General features: G+C 69.7%; 15 protein-coding genes and 2 rRNA genes. 8 read left to right on the top strand and 9 right to left on the bottom strand.

Annotated features, from left to right (window positions below; translation table 11 throughout):
• Nucleotides 1–251 precede the first annotated feature (251 nt).
• The 3 genes from D6B71_RS20485 to D6B71_RS20475 all read left to right on the top strand — a co-directional run bounded on the left by D6B71_RS20485 (nucleotide 252) and on the right by D6B71_RS20475 (nucleotide 4,662).
• Nucleotides 252–3,362, top strand: a 23S ribosomal RNA gene (locus D6B71_RS20485).
• A gap of 135 nt (nucleotides 3,363–3,497) precedes the next feature.
• Nucleotides 3,498–3,614, top strand: a 5S ribosomal RNA gene (gene rrf / locus D6B71_RS20480).
• A 112-nt stretch (nucleotides 3,615–3,726) separates the two neighbouring features.
• Nucleotides 3,727–4,662, top strand: coding sequence for a tetratricopeptide repeat protein (locus D6B71_RS20475; protein WP_240641604.1), 936 nt, complete (start codon nucleotides 3,727–3,729; stop codon nucleotides 4,660–4,662).
• 6 nt (nucleotides 4,663–4,668) lie between these two features.
• On the opposite strand, the gene D6B71_RS20470 is transcribed toward D6B71_RS20475, so the two are convergent.
• Nucleotides 4,669–5,181, bottom strand: coding sequence for a hypothetical protein (locus D6B71_RS20470; RefSeq protein WP_121258567.1), 513 nt, complete (start codon nucleotides 5,179–5,181; stop codon nucleotides 4,669–4,671).
• An 83-nt stretch (nucleotides 5,182–5,264) separates the two neighbouring features.
• On the opposite strand from D6B71_RS20470, the gene D6B71_RS20465 reads away from it, so the two are divergent.
• Complete coding sequence (locus tag D6B71_RS20465; protein WP_121258565.1) at nucleotides 5,265–6,185, top strand: alpha/beta fold hydrolase; 921 nt, start codon at nucleotides 5,265–5,267, stop codon at nucleotides 6,183–6,185.
• A gap of 172 nt (nucleotides 6,186–6,357) precedes the next feature.
• On the top strand, nucleotides 6,358–6,876 hold the full coding sequence (locus tag D6B71_RS20460) for a DUF3145 domain-containing protein (RefSeq protein WP_121258563.1): 519 nt from the start codon (nucleotides 6,358–6,360) through the stop codon (nucleotides 6,874–6,876).
• Nucleotides 6,877–6,931: 55 nt separating this feature from the next.
• On the opposite strand, the gene D6B71_RS20455 is transcribed toward D6B71_RS20460, so the two are convergent.
• From D6B71_RS20455 to D6B71_RS20425, 7 genes are all read right to left on the bottom strand, one after another.
• Nucleotides 6,932–7,369 (bottom strand): hypothetical protein, encoded by a 438-nt coding sequence (locus D6B71_RS20455; RefSeq protein ID WP_121258561.1) that lies wholly within the window; start codon nucleotides 7,367–7,369, stop codon nucleotides 6,932–6,934.
• A 77-nt stretch (nucleotides 7,370–7,446) separates the two neighbouring features.
• Nucleotides 7,447–8,880, bottom strand: a complete 1,434-nt coding sequence (locus D6B71_RS20450) for an acyl-CoA carboxylase subunit beta (RefSeq protein ID WP_121258559.1) — start codon at nucleotides 8,878–8,880, stop codon at nucleotides 7,447–7,449.
• 25 nt (nucleotides 8,881–8,905) lie between these two features.
• The gene (locus D6B71_RS20445) at nucleotides 8,906–10,156 is read right to left on the bottom strand and encodes a beta-ketoacyl-[acyl-carrier-protein] synthase family protein (RefSeq protein ID WP_121258557.1); all 1,251 of its coding nucleotides are present in this window, start codon (nucleotides 10,154–10,156) and stop codon (nucleotides 8,906–8,908) included.
• 67 nt (nucleotides 10,157–10,223) lie between these two features.
• Nucleotides 10,224–10,469: an acyl carrier protein gene (locus tag D6B71_RS20440; protein WP_121258555.1), complete on the bottom strand. Its 246-nt coding sequence runs from the start codon at nucleotides 10,467–10,469 to the stop codon at nucleotides 10,224–10,226.
• A 92-nt stretch (nucleotides 10,470–10,561) separates the two neighbouring features.
• Nucleotides 10,562–11,569: a beta-ketoacyl-ACP synthase III gene (locus D6B71_RS20435; protein WP_121258553.1), complete on the bottom strand. Its 1,008-nt coding sequence runs from the start codon at nucleotides 11,567–11,569 to the stop codon at nucleotides 10,562–10,564.
• Complete coding sequence (locus D6B71_RS20430; protein WP_121258551.1) at nucleotides 11,566–12,750, bottom strand: acyltransferase domain-containing protein; 1,185 nt, start codon at nucleotides 12,748–12,750, stop codon at nucleotides 11,566–11,568. The genes D6B71_RS20435 and D6B71_RS20430 overlap by 4 nt, the downstream gene beginning before the upstream one ends.
• A gap of 97 nt (nucleotides 12,751–12,847) precedes the next feature.
• Entirely contained in the window at nucleotides 12,848–14,077 is a 1,230-nt protein-coding gene (locus tag D6B71_RS20425; RefSeq protein ID WP_240641603.1) for a PucR family transcriptional regulator, read from the bottom strand.
• A gap of 255 nt (nucleotides 14,078–14,332) precedes the next feature.
• Here D6B71_RS20425 and D6B71_RS20420 point away from each other — a divergent pair, with 255 nt between their 5' ends.
• Nucleotides 14,333–15,280, top strand: a complete 948-nt coding sequence (locus tag D6B71_RS20420) for an alpha/beta fold hydrolase (protein WP_121258549.1) — start codon at nucleotides 14,333–14,335, stop codon at nucleotides 15,278–15,280.
• Nucleotides 15,281–15,498: 218 nt separating this feature from the next.
• Here the strand turns inward: D6B71_RS20420 and aceE are convergent, their stop codons facing one another.
• The gene (gene aceE / locus D6B71_RS20415; protein ID WP_121258547.1) at nucleotides 15,499–18,270 is read right to left on the bottom strand and encodes a pyruvate dehydrogenase (acetyl-transferring), homodimeric type; all 2,772 of its coding nucleotides are present in this window, start codon (nucleotides 18,268–18,270) and stop codon (nucleotides 15,499–15,501) included.
• A gap of 301 nt (nucleotides 18,271–18,571) precedes the next feature.
• On the opposite strand from aceE, the gene D6B71_RS20410 reads away from it, so the two are divergent.
• The gene (locus D6B71_RS20410) at nucleotides 18,572–19,012 is read left to right on the top strand and encodes a DUF3052 domain-containing protein (protein WP_121258545.1); all 441 of its coding nucleotides are present in this window, start codon (nucleotides 18,572–18,574) and stop codon (nucleotides 19,010–19,012) included.
• A gap of 45 nt (nucleotides 19,013–19,057) precedes the next feature.
• Nucleotides 19,058–20,749, top strand: a complete 1,692-nt coding sequence (locus D6B71_RS20405; RefSeq protein WP_121258543.1) for an AMP-binding protein — start codon at nucleotides 19,058–19,060, stop codon at nucleotides 20,747–20,749.
• Nucleotides 20,750–20,758 lie beyond the last annotated feature (9 nt).

Raw genomic sequence — 20,758 nt, 5'->3', positions numbered from 1 at the left:
TACTACTCGTGTCCCGGTTTCGGGGTGTGGGTGTGGAACCTGTGCGGGGGTCTGGTGGGGGATGGTTGGTGGCACACTGTTGGGTCCTGAGGACTCAGGCCGGGTGACTGGTTTGGTGGTTCTTGGTGCCTTCTTGGCTGGTGCCCTCTTGTGGGGTGGCTGGTCTTGATGGGTTGGTTGTTTGTGAATTGAACAGTGGACGCGAGCATTAAAATTTGTAGTTCTTTTGCAGTTTTTGTTGAGTGTTTGTGAGACAAGCTGTGAAGGGCACATGGTGGATGCCTTGGCATCAAGAGCCGATGAAGGACGTAGGAGCCTGCGATAAGCCCCGGGGAGTTGGCAACCGAGCTGTGATCCGGGGGTGTCCGAATGGGGAAACCCAGCTGGAGTCATGTCCAGTTACCTGCCGCTGAATATATAGGCGGTGTGGAGGGAACGTCGGGAAGTGAAACATCTCAGTACCGACAGGAAGAGAAAACAATAGTGATTCCGAGAGTAGTGGCGAGCGAAATCGGATCAGGCTAAACCTACTTCGTGTGATACCCGGCAGGGGTTGCGGAGTGGGGGTTGTGGGAGCACATGATCGAGTCTGCCGGCTTGGTACGCAGTAAGAAACTCATGGTGAAGCGAAAGCCCATTGGAAAGTGGCGCCGTAGAGGGTGATAGCCCCGTATGTGTAAGCCGTGAGCTGTGTTGTGTTTTCCCAAGTAACACGGAACCCCTGAAATTCCGTGTGAATCTGGCGGGACCACCCGTTAAGCCTAAATACTCCTTGATGACCGATAGCGGACAAGTACCGTGAGGGAAAGGTGAAAAGTACCCCTGGCGGGGAGTGAAATAGTACCTGAAACCGTGTGCCTACAATCCGTCGGAGCCTTACGGGGTGACGGCGTGCCTTTTGAAGAATGAGCCTGCGAGTTTGCGTTGTGTTGCGAGGTTAACCCGTGTGGGGCAGCCGTAGCGAAAGCGAGTCCGAATAGGGCGTTTTAGTAGCACGATCAAGACCCGAAGCGAAGTGATCTATCCATGGGCAGGTTGAAGCGCGGGTAAGACCGCGTGGAGGACCGAACCCACTTAGGTTGAAAACTGAGGGGATGACCTGTGGATAGGGGTGAAAGGCCAATCAAACTTCGTGATAGCTGGTTCTCCCCGAAATGCATTTAGGTGCAGCGTTGTGTGTTTCTTGCCGGAGGTAGAGCACTGGATAGCCGATGGGCCCTACAAGGTTACTGACGTTAGCCAAACTCCGAATGCCGGTAAGTGAGAGCGCAGCAGTGAGACTGCGGGGGATAAGCTCCGTAGTCGAGAGGGAAACAGCCCAGACCATCAGCTAAGGCCCCTAAGCGGTGACTAAGTGGAAAAGGATGTGGAGTCGCAGTGACAACCAGGAGGTTGGCTTGGAAGCAGCCACCCTTGAAAGAGTGCGTAATAGCTCACTGGTCAAGTGATTCCGCGCCGACAATGTAGCGGGGCTCAAGTCATCCGCCGAAGCTATGGCATTCACACATGAGCCCTAACGGGTGTGTGGATGGGTAGGGGAGCGTCGTGTCGCGGGTGAAGCAGCGGGGTGACCCAGTTGTGGATGCGACACGAGTGAGAATGCAGGCATGAGTAGCGAATCAAGTGTGAGAAACACTTGCGCCGAATGATCAAGGGTTCCAGGGTCAAGCTAATCTGCCCTGGGTAAGTCGGGACCTAAGGCGAGGCCGACAGGCGTAGTCGATGGACAACGGGTTGATATTCCCGTACCGGCAAAGTAGCGCCCATGACGAGGCTGGTGATGCTAACCGCCCGAAGCTGCACATGACCGATCCCTTCGGGGTGAGGCGGTGTAGTGGAGCGCGGGACCCGAGCTGGTAGTAGTCAAGCGATGGGGTGACGCAGGAAGGTAGTCGGACCGTACCGATGGTTGAGTACGGCTAAGCGTGTAGGGAGTGGCCTAGGCAAATCCGGGTCGCTGTGCTTCGAGCACGATCTTGAGACGTGATGGGGACCCCATATGGGGGAAGCCGATGATCCTATGCTGTCGAGAAAAACCTCTAGCGAGCTATGCGCCGCCCGTACCCCAAACCGACTCAGGTGATCAGGTAGAGAATACTAAGGCGATCGAGTGAACCATGGTTAAGGAACTCGGCAAAATGCCCCCGTAACTTCGGGAGAAGGGGGGCCGGATCCGTGAACCACTTTGCGTGGGGAAGCGGTGATGGCCGCAGAGACCAGGCCCAAGCGACTGTTTACTAAAAACACAGGTCCGTGCGAAGTTGTAAGACGATGTATACGGACTGACTCCTGCCCGGTGCTGGAAGGTTAAGGGGACGGGTTAGCTCACCTTTGGTGGGTGAAGCTCAGAACTTAAGCCCCAGTAAACGGCGGTGGTAACTATAACCATCCTAAGGTAGCGAAATTCCTTGTCGGGTAAGTTCCGACCTGCACGAATGGAGTAACGACTTGGGCGCTGTCTCAACCATGGACTCGGCGAAATTGCAGTACGAGTAAAGATGCTCGTTACGCGCGGCAGGACGGAAAGACCCCGGGACCTTTACTATAGTTTGGTATTGGTGTTTGGTTCGGCTTGTGTAGGATAGGTGGGAGACTGTGAAGCATTCACGCCAGTGAGTGTGGAGTCATCGTTGAAATACCACTCTGGTCGTACTAGATGTCTAACCTAGGTCCGTAATCCGGATCAGGGACAGTGCCTGATGGGTAGTTTAACTGGGGCGGTTGCCTCCTAAAATGTAACGGAGGCGCTCAAAGGTTCCCTCAGCCTGGTTGGCAATCAGGTGTTGAGTGTAAGTGCACAAGGGAGCTTGACTGTGAGACAGACATGTCGAGCAGGGACGAAAGTCGGAACTAGTGATCCGGCCACGGCATGTGGAAGCGTGGTCGCTCAACGGATAAAAGGTACCCCGGGGATAACAGGCTGATCTTCCCCAAGAGTCCATATCGACGGGATGGTTTGGCACCTCGATGTCGGCTCGTCGCATCCTGGGGCTGGAGTAGGTCCCAAGGGTTGGGCTGTTCGCCCATTAAAGCGGCACGCGAGCTGGGTTTAGAACGTCGTGAGACAGTTCGGTCCCTATCCGCCGCGCGCGTAGGAAACTTGAGAAAGGCTGTCCCTAGTACGAGAGGACCGGGATGGACGAACCTCTGGTGTGCCAGTTGTTCTGCCAAGAGCACGGCTGGTTGGCTACGTTCGGAAGTGATAACCGCTGAATGCATCTAAGCGGGAAGCACGTTTCAAGATGAGGTTTCCCACCCACTTGATGGGGTAAGGCCCCCAGTAGAACACTGGGTTGATAGGCCGGAGGTGTACAGCAGTAATGCCTAGCCGACCGGTACTAATAGGCCGAGGGCTTGTCTTACAAACCCTCAACAAAACCTGCCAAAAGACACGCGTCCACTGAAGCAATACACGATCGATAACTGAATCGACACCGAGCTTGACCACCCCTCCCCATGCCACACGGTTTTGCGTGTGTGTGGGTGGTCGCAAGAGTTACGGCGGCCATAGCGAAAGGGAAACACCCGGTCCCATCCCGAACCCGGAAGTTAAGCCTTTCAGCGCCGATGGTACTGCAACCGAGAGGCTGTGGGAGAGTAGGACGCCGCCGGACATACACCCCGTAGAGGCCACCAGGTTCCTGGTGGCCTCTACGCTATTTCGCGTGGGCTGAGTGCAGGACGCTGCCCCCCTCGCGACATCGAACACCACAGAGGAGTCACATCGTGGCCGAGCAACGGCGCAGCCAGGGTCCCCGGCACGGGGACAGTACGAGCCGGTCGTCCGCGCCCCGCAGCGGGGAGCGGCGTGGCGCACCCGGCGCGAGCGGCCGGGGCCCGGGGAAGCCCGCGCGCGGCGAGAAGGGCGGCGCCCCCGGCAAGGGTGAGCGCCGGCAGGGGGAGGGCAAGCGTCCCGCCCGCACCGGTGACTGGAAGCGCCCTGCCGACAAGCAGGCGCCGCGTACCGAGAAGCAGGCCGTCTACGACGGGCCCCCGCTCCCGGAGGAGGTCACCGGACGCGAGCTGGACCGCGCGGTGTCGGCCCAGCTCAAGGGGCTCCCGGAGAAGCTGGCTGCCCGGGTGGCGCGGCACTTGGCCGCCGCGGGGCTGCTCGTGGACGAGGATCCCGAGACCGCCTACCAGCACACCCTCGCGGCGCGGGCCCGGGCGCCGCGGCTGGCAGTCGTCCGCGAGGCCGCCGGCGAGGCCGCCTATGCCGCCGGCCACTACGCGGAGGCGCTCTCGGAGCTGCGGGCGGCCAAGCGGATGAACGGCGCCACGGCCTACCTGCCGATCATGGCCGACTGCCACCGTGCGCTGGGCCAGCCGGAGCAGGCCCTGAAGCTGGCCAAGAGCCCGTCCGTGGCCAACTTCAGTCCGGAGGCCAAGGCCGAGATGACGATCGTCGAGGCGGGTGCGAGACGCGACCTGGGCCAGTTCGACGCCGCCCTGCGCACCCTCGAGCTCGCGCCCCTCAACTCCAAGAGCCGGGCTCCGTGGGTGGTCCGGCTGCGCTACGCCTATGCGGACACCCTGGAAGCGGCGAGCCGCGAGACGGACGCGCTGGCCTGGTTCCACCGCACGCATGCGATCGACGCCGACGAGCTCACCGACGCGGCGGAGCGGGCCGAGGCGCTGGAGCGCCGGGTCGGCGACGCCTGAGCCAGGTCACCGACCCACGACCGTGACCAGCGCCGGGGCCCCCGCCTCCTGCGTCGCGGCCCGGAGGCCGTCGCGGTAGCCGATGCGCACCCGGTCGACCACCACGACCAGGGGGTGGTCGGCACGGACCTCGAGCACGATGCTGTCGCCGGCCCCCAGCTCGGCACCGGCCGGGTCGACCAACGCGGAGCAGAACGCCTCCGGATCGGTCGTCACCCCGGGGGCGCCGTCCTGGCACAGCCAAGGCACCAGGGTCACCTCCGCGCTGCTCGTCGCCCGGACCTTCACGCCGTCGACCTCCAGACGCCGCCCGAAGTCGGCGGGAGCGCCGAACACGCCGAGATAGACCGGCTGGTCCACCGCGGTGGTCGCGGTGATCCGCTGCTCTTCCACCGGAAGCGCCGGTGGGTGGGTGAGGAACCACCACGCGACGAGCGCGACCACGGCGGCCAGCACGCCCGCCCCGACCGCGAGCAGCCATCGAGGCCGGCGCAGCTGCAGAGAGTCGGTGGGGCTCATGTCGGGGATCGTAGGGCACCGCGGTGCCCGACCAGTCGTCGCTCGGCAGCGCAGGCGTCGGGTGACGTGCGACACTTCGGTCCGTGAGCAACGTCCGGCGCCCGGCCCTGGAAGGCACCATCGCGGTGCGTGACGAGCGACGGCTCAGCTTCGCGGAGTACGGCGTGCGCACCGGGCCGGCGATCGTGTGGATGCACGGCACGCCGGGTGGGCGTCGTCAGATCCCGCTCGAGATCCGGGCCATGGCGGAGGCGGAGGGCCTGCGCATCATCGGTATCGACCGGCCCGGCATCGGCTCCTCGACCCCCCATCTCTATGACCACGTCCTTGACTGGACCCGGGATCTCGAGATCGTGCTCGACACCTTGGCGATCGACACGGTGCGGCTGATCGGGCTGTCGGGCGGGGGCCCCTACGCCATCGCCGCCGGCGCCGCGCTGCCGGATCGGGTGCACGCCGTCGGCGTGCTGGGCGGGGTCGCCCCGACGGTGGGGCCCGACGCCACCGACGGCGGTCCGATCCAGCTGGCCGTGCGGCTCGCGCCGGTCCTGGAGTTCACCCGGATCCCGGTGAGCATGGTGCTGACCCAGATGATCCGGGCGGTGCGTCCGGTCGCGGGGAGCATCCTGGACCTCTATGCCTCGGTGCAGCCGATCGGCGACAAGCGGATGCTCGCCCACCCCGACTTCAAGGCGATGTTCGTCGACGACCTGCTCAACGGCAGCCGCTTACAGGTGCTGGCGCCGCTGAACGACCTGGTGCTGTTCACCCGGGACTGGGGCTTCCAGCTCGCCGACGTGACGATCCCGGTGCGAGCGTGGCACGGCGACGGCGACCACATCGTGCCGTTGCGCCATGGGCAGCATGTCGTGGACCGCCTGCCCGACGCCGCGATGACCGTGGTGGCGGGGGAGAGCCATCTGGGCGGCCTCGGGATCGCGCGCGAGGTGATCACGACGCTGATGGAGCTCGGCCCACGGCGGCAGGCGGCGGCCGGCAGCTGATCCGGCCCGCTCCTCGCGACACGAGACGGGGTTTCTCGTCGACTGCTGGTGCGCAGACGCATCATCGGTCACAATGGTGTGCACAACTACATCGTTGTCACTTCATGACCACCCGCTTCACACGAGACCGCTGGGGAAGGCGTAGCTCGCGCCGAAGAAGGAGGAGGTCACAGTGACCGCACGCACTGCCACCCGCACCGCGACGAGGGGCGTTCTCTACGTCCACTCAGCGCCATCCGCGCTGTGCCCCCACATCGAATGGGCCGTCGCCGGTGTGCTCGGTGCTGCCGTGAGCATGGACTGGACCCCTCAGCCCGCTCAGGCCGGCAGCTACCGCGCCGAGCTCTCCTGGACCGGCGAGGTGGGCGCCGCCGCCGCCATCGCCTCGGCGCTGCGTGGGTGGAACCACCTGCGCTTCGAGATCACCGAGGAACCCACGGCCTCCACCGAGGGCGCCCGCTACTCCTACACCCCCGAGCTCGGCGTCTTCCACGCCGTCACCGGCGTGCACGGCGACATCATGATCCCCGAGGACCGCCTCAAGGCCGCGGTGGTCAAGGCCGCGCTCGGCGACACCACGCTGCTCGTCGAGATCGACAAGCTGCTCGGCAAGCCTTGGGACGACGAGCTCGAGTCGTTCCGCCACGCCGGCGAGGGCGCCCCGGTGCGCTGGCTGCACCAGGTGGTCTGAGCCTCTTCAGTAAGCGCCGTCGGCTCCGGGTGCGGTCCGGAGAGCCGGCCGGCGCTCACCGGGTGGGCTTACGCAGCCGGAAGTACGACGGCTTGACCCACCCGGTGTGCGGCTCACCGTCGACTTCGTACCAGGTCACCTTCATCCTGATCTTGAACCGGCCGGGCGAGGTCGACGCGCGGCAGAGCCGCCACCGGGCCTTGCCCCGATTGGCTTCGGAGTCGGAGTCGAAGGTGCCCGAGCCCAGCCGTCGGCCGCGCGGGTCGACGAGGAACGTCTCGATCTGCCAGTCGTCGCGCGGAGGGTCGACGACATAGCGGTAGGGGTAGTAGTTGCAGCCACGCTTGAGCGTGCCGTCGGGTGCCCGGGTGTGGCCCCAGTCCTTGTGGGCCTGGGCCGGGGCCGCGACCAGGACGGTGCACGCCAGCGCCAGGGCCGGCAGGGCTGCGGCGGTCCGGGCGGTCCGGGCGGGCCGGGAGGTCCTGCGAGTCATGGGAGTCGTCCTCCGAGGTGTGACGGGCGTCTCCTGTCCAACGTAGCCGCCCGCGCCTCGTTACGTTCGCGGCGTCCTCACAGCGGGATGTTGCCGTGCGCGCCGCGGCGTACCCCGTCTCGCTGCACCGCGTCGGCGAGTGCCCGGGCGATCGCGCTGCGCGTGTGGACCGGCGAGACCACTTCGTCCACCACCCCGATCTCGACGGCTCGCTCGATGCCGCCGGCCAACCGCTCGTGCTCGGCCGCGAGCTCCGCCTCGACCTGGGGGCGGATCTCCGGGGAGACCTCCGCGAGCCGCCGGCGGTGCAGCACGCGGATCGCGGCCACGGCGCCCATCACCGCGACCTCCGCGCCCGGCCAGGCGAAGACCCGCGTCGCGCCCAGGGAGCGGGCGTTCATCGCGATGTAGGCGCCACCGTAGGTCTTGCGGGTCACCAGCGTCACCCGGGGGACCACGCACTCGCCGAAGGCGTGCAGCAGCTTCGCGCCGCGGCGGACCACGCCGTCCCACTCCTGCCCGACGCCCGGCAGGTAGCCGGGCACGTCGACCAGCACGACCAGCGGGATCCCGAAGGCGTCGCACATCCGCACGAACCGGGAGGCCTTCTCGGCCGAGAGCGAGTCCAGGCAGCCGCCCAGCCGCAGCGGATTGTTCGCGACCACCCCGACGGTGCGGCCGCCGAGACGCCCCAGAGCGGTGACGATGTTGGGCGCCCAGCGGGCGTGCAGCTCGAGCATGGTGTCGTCGTCGAGCAGCGAGTCGACGAGCGGGTGCACGTCGTAGGCGCGCTTGCGCGACTCGGGCAGCACCGCGGCGAGGTCGCGGTCGACGACCCCGTCGGCGTCCAGGCTGCCCTGGTCGCCGAGGAGCGCGGCCAGGGTCCGGGCGCGGTCGAGAGCCTCCTGCTCGGAGTCGGTGAGCACGTGCACGACCCCCGAGCGGCGCCCGTGCGGCTCAGGACCGCCCAGCCGCAGCATGTCGACGTCCTCTCCGGTGACGGAGCGGACGACGTCGGGGCCGGTCACGAAGATGCGCCCCTCCGGCCCGAGGACGACGACGTCGGTCAGCGCCGGGCCGTACGCCGCGCCGCCGGCGGCCGGGCCGAGCACCACCGACACCTGGGGGATCACCCCGGAGGCCTGGGTCATCGTCTGGAAGATCCGGCCCACGGCGTGCAGGGAGAGGACGCCCTCGGCGAGCCGGGCGCCGCCCGAGTGCCACAGGCCGACGATCGGCACCCGGTCGGTCAACGCCCGGTGATAGGCGTCGACGACGACCCGGCAGCCGGCGTCGCCCATCGCGCCGCCCATGACGGTGGCATCGGAGCAGAAGGCGACCACCCGGGTGCCGTGCACCAGGCCGATCGCGGCCAGCATGCCCGAGTCGTCGTCCGCCGAGATCAGCTCGAGGCTGCCCTCGTCGAGCAGCGTGGTGAGCCGGCGCAGCGGATGGCGCGGGTCCTCCTCGCGGGGCAGCCTGGTCGGCCTGGGGGTGGTTGCGGCAGTCACGGTCGCCGGTGTCCTTCCGGGTGCGTCAGTTGCTTGCGAACACGACGGCCACGTTCGCCCCGCCGAACCCGAAGGAGTTGTTGAGGGCGGCGATGTCACCCAGCCGCAGGTCGCGCGGCTTGGTCGCGATGTCGAGGTCGACCGCGGGGTCCTGATCGTCGAGGTTGATGGTCGGCGGTGACACCCGATGGTGGAGCGCCAGCACGGTGGCGACCGCCTCCAGCGCCCCGGCTCCGCCCAGCAGGTGCCCGGTCATCGACTTGGTGCTGGTGACGACCACGTCGGTGGCGTGGGCGCCCAGGGTCGCGTGCAGCATCAGCCCTTCGGCGATGTCGCCCTGTGGCGTCGAGGTCGCGTGGGCGTTGACGTGCGCGATGTCGCCGGGGGAGATGTCGGCCTCCGCCAACGCCCGGCGGATGGCGCGCGAGCCGCCGCGCCCCTCGGGGTCGGGCTGGGCGATGTCGTGGGAGTCGGCGGTGATGCCCGCCCCCAGCACCGAGGCATAGATGCGGGCGCCGCGTGCCAGCGCGTGCTCCTCGGACTCGAGCACCAGGACGCCAGCACCCTCGCCGAGGACGAAGCCGTCACGTGCGGTGTCCCACGGCCGCGAGACCGCGGTGGGGTCGCCACCGTCCTCGCCGCTGGCGGTCTTCGAGAGCGCCATCATGTTGGCGAAGGCCGCCATCGGCAGCGGGTGGATCGCCGCCTCGGTGCCGCCGGCCAACACGACGTCGGCCCGGCCGAGCCGGATCTGGTCGATCGCCAGGGCGATCGCCTCGTTGCCCGACGCACACGCCGAGACCGGCGTGTTGACCGCCGCGCGCGCCCCGACGTACAGGCTGATCTGCGCCGCTGGCGCGTTGGGCATGAGCATCGGCACCGCCAGCGGGGAGACCCGCCGGGGGCCCTTCTCCCGGAGCGCGTCGTAGTTGTCGAGCAGCGTCGTGACACCGCCGATGCCCGACGCCATTGCGACACCGAGCCGGTCGTGGTCGAGGTCGGCGTCGACCAGCCCGGCGTCGGCCCAGGCCTCCATGGCCGCGACCATCGCGAACTGCGAGCTGCGGTCGAGTCTGCGAGCCTTGACCCGCTCCAGCACCTCACTGGGCTCGACGGCGATGCGGCCGGCGATCCTGACCGGCATCTCGGCGGCCCAGTCGTCGCTCAGGTAGCGGACGCCCGAGCGCCCGGCCATCAGGGCGTCCCAGGTGCTGGGGACGTCACCGCCGACGGGACTGGTGGTCCCGAGGCCGGTGACGACGACTCGCTTCGACATGGTGCTCCTCGTTGCTGGTGGTGGTGCGGCGGTGCCGCCAGGACCGACGGGGCCGGTCACGCGTCGGTCAGGCCTGGGCGCGCTCGATGAAGGCGACGGCGTCGCCGACGGTCTTGAGGTTCTTGACCTCGTCGTCGGGGATGGAGACGCCGAACTTCTCCTCGGCCGCGACCACGACCTCGACCATCGACAGCGAGTCGACGTCGAGGTCGTCGACGAAGGACTTGTCGAGCTGCACGTCGTCGGTCTCGATGCCGGCGACCTCGTTGACGATCTCGGCGAGGTCGGCGCGGATCTCTTCGGTGGTGGCCATCTGCTGGTTCCTTCCGGTGGGCGCCGCGGTCGCGGCGTCGTGGGTGGTGGGTGGTGCTTGGGACAGTCGGTGGCGAGCGAGGTGGGCGTCGACTAGGGGACGCGGACCACCTGGCCGGCGTAGGAGAGGCCGGCGCCGAAGGCGATGAACAGGGCCAGATCGCCCGAGTGCGCCTCGCCGTCGGCGAGCATCCGGTCCAGCGCCAGCGGGATCGAGGCGGCGCTGGTGTTGCCCTGCTCGGCGATGTCGCGGGCGATGCGCACGTGGTCGGGCAGCTTCATCGTGCGCGCCATCGCGTCGGTGATCCGCATGTTCGCCTGGTGCGGGACGAACAGGTCGAGGTCGTCGACGCCGATGCCGGCCCGGTCGAGAGCCTGCTGGGCGACCTTGGCCATGGTGAAGGATGCCCACCGGAAGACCGGATTGCCCTGCATCACCAGGTGTGGGATGGCCGGGTCGGGGGAGGCGAGCACGTCGCGCCAGTCCTCACGCTGCCGGATCAGCTCGGACTGCTCGCCGTCGGAGCCCCAGACCACTGGGCCGATGCCGGGGTCCTCGCTCGGGCCCACCACCGCGGCGCCCGCGCCGTCGGCGAAGATGAAGGCGGTGCCGCGGTCGGTGGGGTCGGTGATGTCGGAGAGCCGCTCGACACCGATCACCAGCACGTGGCCGGCGCTGCCGCCCCGGACCAGGTCGGAGGCGAGAGCGACGCCGTGGCAGAAGCCGGCGCACGCGGCCGAGATGTCGAAGGCCGCCGCCTGGTCGGTGCCCAGCTCGTGTGCGACCAGGGTGGCCAGGGCCGGGGTCTGCAGGAAGTGCGTGACCGTCGCGACCACGACACAGTCGATCTGGCGCGGGTCGAGGCCGCTGCGTTCGAGCGCGGTCCGGGCCGCGCTCACCGCCATCAGCTGGACGGTCTCCTCGGCGGTGGCCCAGCGACGCTCGCGGATGCCCGAGCGCTGCTGGATCCACTCGTCGCTGGAGTCGATCGCCGCCACCAGGTCGGCGTTGGGGACGACCCGGGACGGCCGATAGGCACCGACCCCGAGGATCGCGGCGTGGGTCGCGCCGGTGGCCGTGGCGAGCCGGACGTCGCTCACGCCGCGCCCTGGGGGTGCAGCCGCAGGAGCGGCTGCCCGGGGGAGACCAGGTCGCCGTCCTCGACCAGCCACTCGACCACCTGGCCGCCGTGCGCGGCCGTGACGTCGATGCGGTCGCGCAGGCTCGCGACCGCCCCGATCGAGGAGCCGGCGGCGAACATCGCCCGGTCCGCGGCGTCGCGAGTGAGGTGGAAGGTGCCCTTCGCCGGCGAGACCACCATCCGCCAGGTGGGCGAGGTCTCCAGCAGCGACTCCTCGCCGTGCCGGTCGCAGAACGCACGCGCCTCGTCGAGCTGGTCGGGAGTCTTCAGGGCGAAGGTCTCCACGCCCTTCAGGGCGCGCTTGGCGATGCCGGTGAGGGTGCCGGCGGGAGGCATCTCGAGGATGCCGGTGACGCCCAGGTCGGCCATGGTCTCCAGGCAGAGGTCCCACCGCACCGGCCGGGCGATCTGGCCGACGATGCGTCGGAGCACCTCGCGGCCGTCGTGGACGACCTGACCGTCGCGGTTGGAGATCAGCCGCGTGCGGGGGTCGTGCACCGAGACCGAGCGCGCCAGCCGGTCCAGATGCCCGACGGCCGGCTCCATGTGTTCGGTGTGGAAGGCACCGGCGACGCTGAGCGGCATCAGCCGCGCCTTCGGCGGCGGATCGGCCGCGAGCGCCTCGAGCTGGCGCCGGGTGCCGGCCGCCACGACCTGGCCCGGGCCGTTGTCGTTGGCGGCGGTGAGGCCGTGCCGCTCGAGCGCCTCGGCCACCTGGTCCCGGTCGCCGCCGAGCACGGCGGTCATCCCCGTCGGGACGGCCGCGGCGGCGGCAGCCATCGCGTGGCCGCGCTCGCGGACCAGCACCATCGCCTGCTCGGCGGTGATGGCGCGAGCGCCCGCGGCCGCGGTGAGCTCGCCGACGCTGTGGCCCGCGACCGCGCCGACCCGCGCGAACGCCTCGCCCGGGTGCGGGAACAGGTGCAGCGCCGCCACCAGCCCGGTCGCCACCAGCAGGGGCTGGGCGATCCGGGTGTCGCGGATGGTCTCGGCGTCGGAGTGCGTGCCGTGGTGGGCCAGGTCGAGGCCCGCGACGGTCGACAGCCACTCGAAACGGGACGCGAACACCTCGTCCTCGAGCCAAGGGGCGAGGAATCCGGGCGACTGGGCTCCCTGACCGGGAGCGACGATGACGAGCACGGGGCAACTCTGCCGGGTCCCCGCCCCGGTCTCGGACACCGACGCCGACGAAACTTGGCGGCGCGGCGTTGTAGGAACCCTACAAAAGGGTCCGCTGTCAGTCGGTCTCGTCGGGGTCGTCTTGGCCACTGCCGCGGCCCGCCTGACGGCCCGACTGACGGCCCAGCACCAGCGCGAGCTGGAGCGCGAGCGCGTCTCGAGGGTGGCTCGGCACCAGGCCGGTCGCGGCGGAGGCCTGGCGCAGCCGGTATCGGACCGTGTTCGGGTGCACGAACAGCTGGCGGGCCGCCCCCTCCAGGGAGGCCCCCGACGCGAAGTACGTCGACAGCGTCTCGGCCAGGGTCCCCCGGCTGCGGACCAGGGGGAGGTAGACCTCCTCCACGAGCTGCCGACGGGCATGGCCGTCGCCGGCGAGCACCCGCTCGACCAGCAGGTCGTCGGTGTGCACCGGCCGGGGAGCCTCCGGCCACCCGGAGGCGGCCCGCAGCCCCGACAGCGCAGCCCGCGCCGACCGATGCCCGTGGGCCAGGTCGTCGGCCGTCGGCCCGACCACCACCGGCCCCGGGCCGAAGTGGGCCACCACGACGGACGCGGCCGCCGACGGGTCGTCCACGCCACCCAGCAGGACCACCAGGCGGTCGCCCTGCACCGCGCAGAGCGCATCGAGGCCCGCGGCTCTCGCCGAGCGGCGTACCTCCTCGAAGAGGTCGGTCTCGGTCCGGCTCGCCGGCACCCCGCCGATGACCACGGCCACCCGTCCCCGGTCGGTCCAGCCCAGCGCGCTGGCCCGCGAGAGCACGGACTCGTCGGCCTCCGAGCGCAGGACGGCGTCGACGACGAGCGCCTCCAGCCGTGCGTCCCACGCGCCGCGCGCCTCGGCGGCCCGGGCATAGACCTCCGCGGTGGCGAACGCGACCTCGCGGGCGTAGCGCAGCACGGCCGCGTGCACCGCCGGCGCGTCGGCGGGATCGAGCAGGGCGTCGACGTTGCTCTCGACGACCTCGATCGAGAGCCGCACCAGGTCCACGGTCTGCTGCAGGGTGATGACGCCGGCCAGGGCCCGCGGCGCGGCCCCGAACACCGAGGTCGCCAGCTCCGGCCCGGTCGGGGTGGGGGAGTCCCCGCCCCGGCGGTACCAGTCGACGAAGCCGCGGATGCCCGCCTGGACGATCAGGCCCACCCAGGAGCGGTCCTCGGCGCTCAGCTCGCCGAACCAGGGCAGGTCGGACTCCATCCGGGCGGTGGCGGCGGTGCTCAGCGCGCCGGTGGACCGGGCGAGCGCCTCGGCGCCGCCGACCGGGGGCTGGCTCGAGGCACGGCGGGGCACGACCCGAGGCTAGTGGGTGCCGCTGGGAGCCCGTCTGGGCGGAGGGACTTCGGGCGGTGACCACCAGTGGTCACGCCCGTGGCTGTCCGAGGGGTGGGCGATCCGCCCCGAAATGCGGCCAAAGTGCCCGAAACCCTATCCCTGGCAGCGATTGTGCCGTTCACTGCGGTTGAACGCCCGGTGAAGAGGGAACGTGTTCTCGTCGAACGCGGTCCCCTCGCGGGGGACGCCACCACACCGCCTTGGGAGGGATCGGTGACCGGTCACCAGCACGAGGTCCAGTACCTCACCGTGCACGGCCACCGCCGCGCCTACGTCAAGGTCGGCCAGGGGCCGGTGCTGCTGCTGCTGCACGGCCTCGGCTGCGACCACACCACCTGGGAGCCGGTGATCGACACCCTCGCCCGGCGCTACACGGTGATCGCGCCCGATCTGCTCGGGCACGGGCGCTCCGCCAAGCCGCGCGCCGACTACAGTGTCGGCGGCTACGCCAACGGCATGCGCGACCTGCTCACGGTGCTCGGGGTCGACAAGGTCACCGTCGTCGGCCACAGCTTCGGCGGTGGCGTCGCGATGCAGTTCGCCTACCAGTTCCCCGAGCGCACCGAGCGCCTGGTGCTCGTCGGCTCAGGCGGCCTGGGCCCCGAGGTCTCACCGGCGATCCGGGCGGTCACGACCCCCGGCTTCCACCAGCTGATGGGCCTGCTGACCCTGCCCGGCGTGCGGCACCTGGGCAAGGCCGGCATGCGCGCCCTCGCCGCGACGCCGTGGAAGCACACCCGCGACCTCGACGAGGTCGCCGAGATCTTCGACTCCTTCAAGGACCCCTACGCCCGCGCGGCGATCCGCCACGTGGTGAGCGCGGTCGTCGACTGGCGCGGCCAGATCGTCACGATGGCCGACCGGGCCTACCTCACCCAGGAGATGCCGATGGCGGTGGTCTGGGGCCGCGACGACACGGTGATCCCGGTGCGACACGCCAACAACGCCGCCCGCCTGGCCCCGAACGCCCGGATCGAGGTGATTCCGAACGCCGGGCACTTCCCGCACAAGGACCACCCGCACCGGTTCGCGAAGATCCTGCACGAGTTCATCCGCTCGACCGAGCCCGCGACCTACAGCCGGGCGCGGTTCCGCGCGCTGCTCAAGGCGGGCCACACCGAGCGGCCGATCGCGACCGTGAGCCGGATCAAGGGCGCCTGACGCGGGACGCGCCAGCGGACCGCGTCGTTGGTGGTCGAGCAGCGCGCACGACCGAGGGACGAGGTCGTGACCGCGCGTGTCGAGACCTGGGACGCGCCAGCGGACCGCGTCGTCGGTGGTCGGGCTTGCCCGGTGGTCGAGCTTGCCGAGACCCCGGACGCGAAGCAGGGCGGCGACCATGGTCACCGCCCCGCTTCAGGAGTTGACGCCTTCGTCCCTCAGGCGTCTCCTCCTTCCTGCTTCACCCCGGCCACGGCCGTCGGGTCGTCGATCCGGTAGCGCTCGAACGCCTCCTTGACGACGTCCGCGCCGATCTCACCGGCGTCGGCCAGCGCCTGCAGGGCCTGCACCGTCACCGACTCGGCGTCGACGTGGAAGAAGCGCCGGGCGGCGGGCCGGGTGTCGGCGAAGCCGAAACCGTCGGTGCCGAGCACGCGGTACTCGGCCGGCACCCACGGTGCGATCTGCAGCGGGACCGCGCGCATGAAGTCGGAGACCGCCACCACCGGTCCGGAGACCCCGGCCAGCTTGTCGGTGACGTACGCCGTGCGGCGCTCCTCGCCGGGGTGGAGCAGGTTCCACTCGTCGGCGGCGATCGCGTCGCGGGCCAGCTCGTTCCAGGAGGTGACCGACCAGGTGTCGGCACGCACGCCCCAGTCGTCGGCGAGCAGCTGCCGGGCCTTGTCGATCCAGGGGTAGCCCACACCGGAGGCCATCAGCTGCACGCGGGGACCGTCGCCGTCGGCGACCGAGACCCGGTGCATGCCGCGCAGGATGCCCTCGACGTCGACGTCCTCGGGCTCGGCCGGCTGCGGCACGGGCTCGTTGTAGACGGTCATGTAGAAGATGACGTTCTCGGGGTCCTCGCCGTACATCCGCTCCAGGCCCGAGCGCATGACGTGCCCGACCTCGTAGGCGAACGCGGGGTCGTAGTGCACGACCGCCGGGTTGGTCGCGGCGAGCAGCGGCGAGTGGCCGTCGGCGTGCTGCAGCCCCTCGCCGGTGAGCGTCGTGCGGCCCGCGGTGGCACCGATCAGGAACCCGCGCGCCAGCTGGTCGGCCATCGCCCAGATCGAGTCGCCGGTGCGCTGGAAGCCGAACATCGAGTAGAAGATGTAGAACGGGATCATGTGCTCGCCGTGGGTGGCGTACGCCGACCCGGCGGCGGTCGCCGAGGCCAACGCGCCGGCCTCGGAGATGCCCTCGTGGAGCATCTGCCCCTGCGCGGACTCCTTGTAGGAGAGCAACAACTTCCGGTCGACCGCTTCGTACTGCTGGCCGGCCGGGTTGTAGACCTTGGCGCTCGGGAACATCGCGTCCATGCCGAAGGTGCGGTACTCGTCGGGCGCGATCGGCACGATCCGCTGACCGATGTTGGGGTCGCGCATCCACTCCTTGAGCAGCCGCACGGCCGCCATCGTGGTGGCGATCGCGTGCTTGCCCGACCCCTGCTTGAGCTCCTTGTAGGCCTCGTCGCCGGGCAGCGTCAGCGACTTGGCCCGCACCACCCGCTTGGGCAGCGAGCCGCCGAGCTGACGACGGCGCTCGAGCATGTACTCGATCTCGGGAGCGTCGGCGCCGGGGTGGAAGAACGGCGGCGCACCGGTCTCGTCGAAGGAGCGCTCGAGGTCGCGGTCGGAGATCGGAAGGTAGAGCCGGTCACGGAACTTCTTGATGTCCGCGGGGGTCAGCTTCTTCATCTGGTGGGTGGCGTTCTTGCCTTCGAGGGCGTCGATCGTCCAGCCCTTGATGGTCTTGGCCAGGATCACCGTCGGCTGCCCGACGTGCTTGGTCGCCGCGTCGAACGCGGCGTACACCTTGCGATAGTCGTGGCCTCCGCGCGGGAGCTTGCGGATCTGCTCGTCGCTCATGTGCTCGACCATCTTGCGCAGCCGCGGGTCGGCCCCGAAGAAGCTCTCGCGGATGTAGTCGCCGCTCTCGACCGAGTAGGTCTGGAAGGCGCCGTCGGGCGTGGTGTTCATGCTGTTGACCAGCACACCGTCGACGTCGCGGGCCAGGAGCGGGTCCCACTCGCGGCCCCAGACGACCTTGATCACGTTCCAGCCGGCGCCGCGGAAGTTGGCCTCGAGCTCCTGGATGATCTTGCCGTTGCCGGTCACCGGGCCGTCGAGCTGCTGCAGGTTGCAGTTGACGACCCACACGAGGTTGTCGAGCTCCTCGCGCGCGGCGGTGCGGATCGCGCCCAGCGACTCGGGCTCGCCCATCTCGCCGTCGCCGAGGAACGCCCACACCCGCTGCTGGTCGGTGTCCTTGATGCCGCGGTTGTGCAGGTAGCGGTTGAACCGCGCCTGGTAGATCGAGTTCAGCGAGGTCAGCCCCATCGAGACCGTGGGGAACTCCCAGAAGTCCGGCATCAGCCGGGGGTGCGGGTAGGACGGCAGCCCCGCGCCCGGACCGTGCTGCACCTCCTGGCGGAAGCGGTAGAGCTGCTCCTCGGTCAGCCGGCCCTCGAGGAAGGCGCGGGCGTAGACGCCGGGGGAGCCGTGGCCCTGGATGTAGACCTGGTCGCCCCCGCCGGGGTGCTCCTTGCCGCGGAAGAAGTGGTTGAAGCCGACCTCGTAGAGGCTGGCCGAGGACTGGTAGGTGGCGATGTGCCCGCCGACCTCGAGGCCCTTGCGGTTCGCGCTGGAGACCATCACCGCCGCGTTCCAGCGGATGAAGGCGCGGATCCGCCGCTCGGTCTCCTCGTCGCCGGGGAACCACGGCTCGCGCTCCGGCGGGATCGTGTTGATGTAGTCGGTGCTGCGCAGCGCCGGGACGCCCACGGAGGCCTCACGCGCGCGTTCGAGCAGCCGCAGCATCACGTAGCGGGCGCGTTCGCGGCCGCGCTCGCTGATCAGCGAGTCGAAGGAGTCGAGCCAGTCGTGGGTCTCGTCCGGGTCGATGTCGGGGAGCTGGGTCGGCAGTCCCTCGTGGATCACGGACGGGACCGATCGGCTGCCCGGTGTGGAGGTTTGCTCTTCGGTCACCCCCTCATGGTTGCACGCGGCCCGAAGGGCCCGGACGCCGCCGGGGCTACCTGCGGGTAGCCCCGGCGGCGGCGGCCGCCCCGGCCCTCGGCGGCCCTCGCCGGCCTCCCGAACGGTGCGCTGGCCGGGCCACTCGCCTGGCCCCGGCGGGGCCACCGCGGGGCCACCGCGGGGCCTCAGCGCGGCCTCAGCGGGGCTCACCAGGCGACCACGGGTTGCGCGGCGGGCTCGACTCCGCTGGACTACTGCACACTCGACCGGCCGTCCATCGGGGCGGCCGCCCGGACGATCGGAGGAATCGGTGAGCGCGACCGCGGGTGGTGGGTCCACCCAAACAGGACCGACCACAGGGCCAGCGGCCCGACTGGGACTCAAGCCGGGCGTGGTGGTCCAGGAGCTCGGCTGGGACCAGGACAGCGACGACGACCTGCGGGTCGCCATCGAGGAGGCGATCGACGCCGACATGGTCGACGGCGACTACGGCAACGTGGTCGACACCGTGCTGCTGTGGTGGCGCCGCGAGGACGGAGACCTCGTCGACGGTCTCGTCGACGCGCTCACCGACCTCGTCGGTGGCGGGGCGATCTGGCTGCTCACGCCGCGCGTGGGCCGGCCCAACGCCGTGGACCCGGCCGACATCGCGGAGGCGGCGCCGATCGCGGGGCTCGCCCAGACGACCACCGCGTCGGTCAGCAAGGACTGGGCGGCCACCCGGCTGGTGGCGCCCAAGCACCCCGCCTGAGCCGAGACCCGCTGCCCGACATCCGCTCCGACGATCAGGACCGCCGTGGCCGACCAACACGTCCTCGACAGACTGCGCCTGCGCGCCGGTGCCGCGGGCACCGGCCTGAAGGTGCTCGGCACCGCCGGCGTCATCCGGCCCTACTCCCCGCGGGTGCTGGCCGGACTGGCCCGCACCCTCAGGACCTGGGGGACCGGCCCCGCGGGAGGCTTCGCCTCCCTCGCGCTGCGCTTCCCCGACCGTCCCGGAGTGGTCGACGAGCGCGGCTCGGTCACCTTCGGTGACCTGCACCGGCGGAGCAACGCCCTGGCCCGCGCCCTCGCCGAGCTGGGCGTGGGCGAGGGCGACGGAGTCGCGCTGATGTGCCGCAACCACCGGGGCTTCGTCGAGGCGTCCATCGCCGCGACCAAGCTCGGCGCCGACCTGCTCTACCTCAACACCGCGTTCGCCGGTCCGCAGCTGGTCGACGTCCTCGAGCGGGAGCAGCCGCAGGTGGTGATCCACGACGAGGAGTTCACCGAGCTGCTCGCCGACGCCGAGTCGCCCCAGCGGGTGCTCGCGTGGACCGAGGAGCAGGACGCCTCGGGCTCGCACCACTCGGGCACACTCACGGTCGAGGAGCTCGTCCAGGGCCGCTCCGACGCCGACCTCGACCCACCGGACCGGCACGGCCGGATCATCATCTTGACCTCGGGGACCACGGGCACCCCCAAGGGGGCGCCTCGGGCCGAGGCGGGCATCGACGCCGCCGTCGCGCTGCTCTCGCGGATGCCGCTGCGCCACGGCTGGCGCACCCACGTGGCCGCGCCGCTGTTCCACACCTGGGGCTTCGCCCACATGGCGCTGGCCATGCTGCTCGGCTCGACGCTGGTGCTGCGCCGCAGGTTCGACCCCGAGGACTGCCTCGACGTCCTCGAGAGCGAACGCTGCGACTCCCTGGTGGTGATCCCGGTGATGCTGCAGCGGATCATGGCGCTGCCGGAGGAGCGGCTCGCGCGTCACGACCTGACCCGGGTGCAGGTGGTGGCCTCGTCCGGGTCGGCGCTGCCCGGCGATCTCGCGCTCTCCTGGATGGACCACTTCGGGGACAACCTCTACAACATCTACGGGTCCACCGAGGTCGCCTGGGCCTCCATCGCCACCCCCGAGGACCTCCGGGCGGCGCCCGGCTCCGCCGGCAAGCCGCCGTACGCCACCGTCGTGAAGATCCTCGACGCCGACGGCCAGGAGCTCCCGGTCGGTGAGTCGGGGCGGATCTTCGTCGGCAACGGACTGCTGTTCGAGGGCTACACCGGCGGCGGCCACAAGGACATCGTCGACGGGCTCATGTCGACCGGCGACGTCGGTCGGTTCGGCGACGACGGACGGCTCTACGTCGAGGGCCGCGACGACGAGATGATCGTCTCCGGGGGCGAGAACGTCTTCCCCAAGGAGGTCGAGGACTGCCTCGCCCGCCACCGGGCGGTGCACGACGTGGCCGCGGTCGGCGTGGACGACCCCGGCTACGGCAAGCGGCTGCGCGCCTTCGTCGTGCTCGACGACGGCGCCTCCTGCTCCGAGGAGGACCTCAAGGACTGGGTCAAGCAGAACCTGGCCCGCTACAAGGTCCCGCGCGAGATCGTGTTCCTGCCCGAGCTGCCGCGCAACGCCACCGGCAAGGTGCTCAAGCGCGAGCTGCTCACCCACGGCGAGCACGACGAGCAGGACGAGCCGGGCGACCGGGGCGGGAGTCGGTGACGTCGGCGG

This window comes from Nocardioides ferulae, from assembly GCF_003660455.1.
GTDB classification, from domain to species: domain Bacteria; phylum Actinomycetota; class Actinomycetes; order Propionibacteriales; family Nocardioidaceae; genus Nocardioides; species Nocardioides ferulae.
The sequence above is the reverse complement of the archived record's forward strand: the minus strand, read 5'-3'. Positions and strand labels throughout refer to the sequence as shown.

Excerpts from the sequence above, each read along its gene's own strand:
- D6B71_RS20445 (WP_121258557.1), bottom strand. The coding sequence starts at position 10,156 with ATGTCGAAGCGAGTCGTCGTCACCGGCCTCGGGACCACCAGTCCCGTC.
- D6B71_RS20470 (WP_121258567.1), bottom strand. The coding sequence starts at position 5,181 with ATGAGCCCCACCGACTCTCTGCAGCTGCGCCGGCCTCGATGGCTGCTC.
- D6B71_RS20440 (WP_121258555.1), bottom strand. The coding sequence starts at position 10,469 with ATGGCCACCACCGAAGAGATCCGCGCCGACCTCGCCGAGATCGTCAAC.
- D6B71_RS20455 (WP_121258561.1), bottom strand. The coding sequence starts at position 7,369 with ATGACTCGCAGGACCTCCCGGCCCGCCCGGACCGCCCGGACCGCCGCA.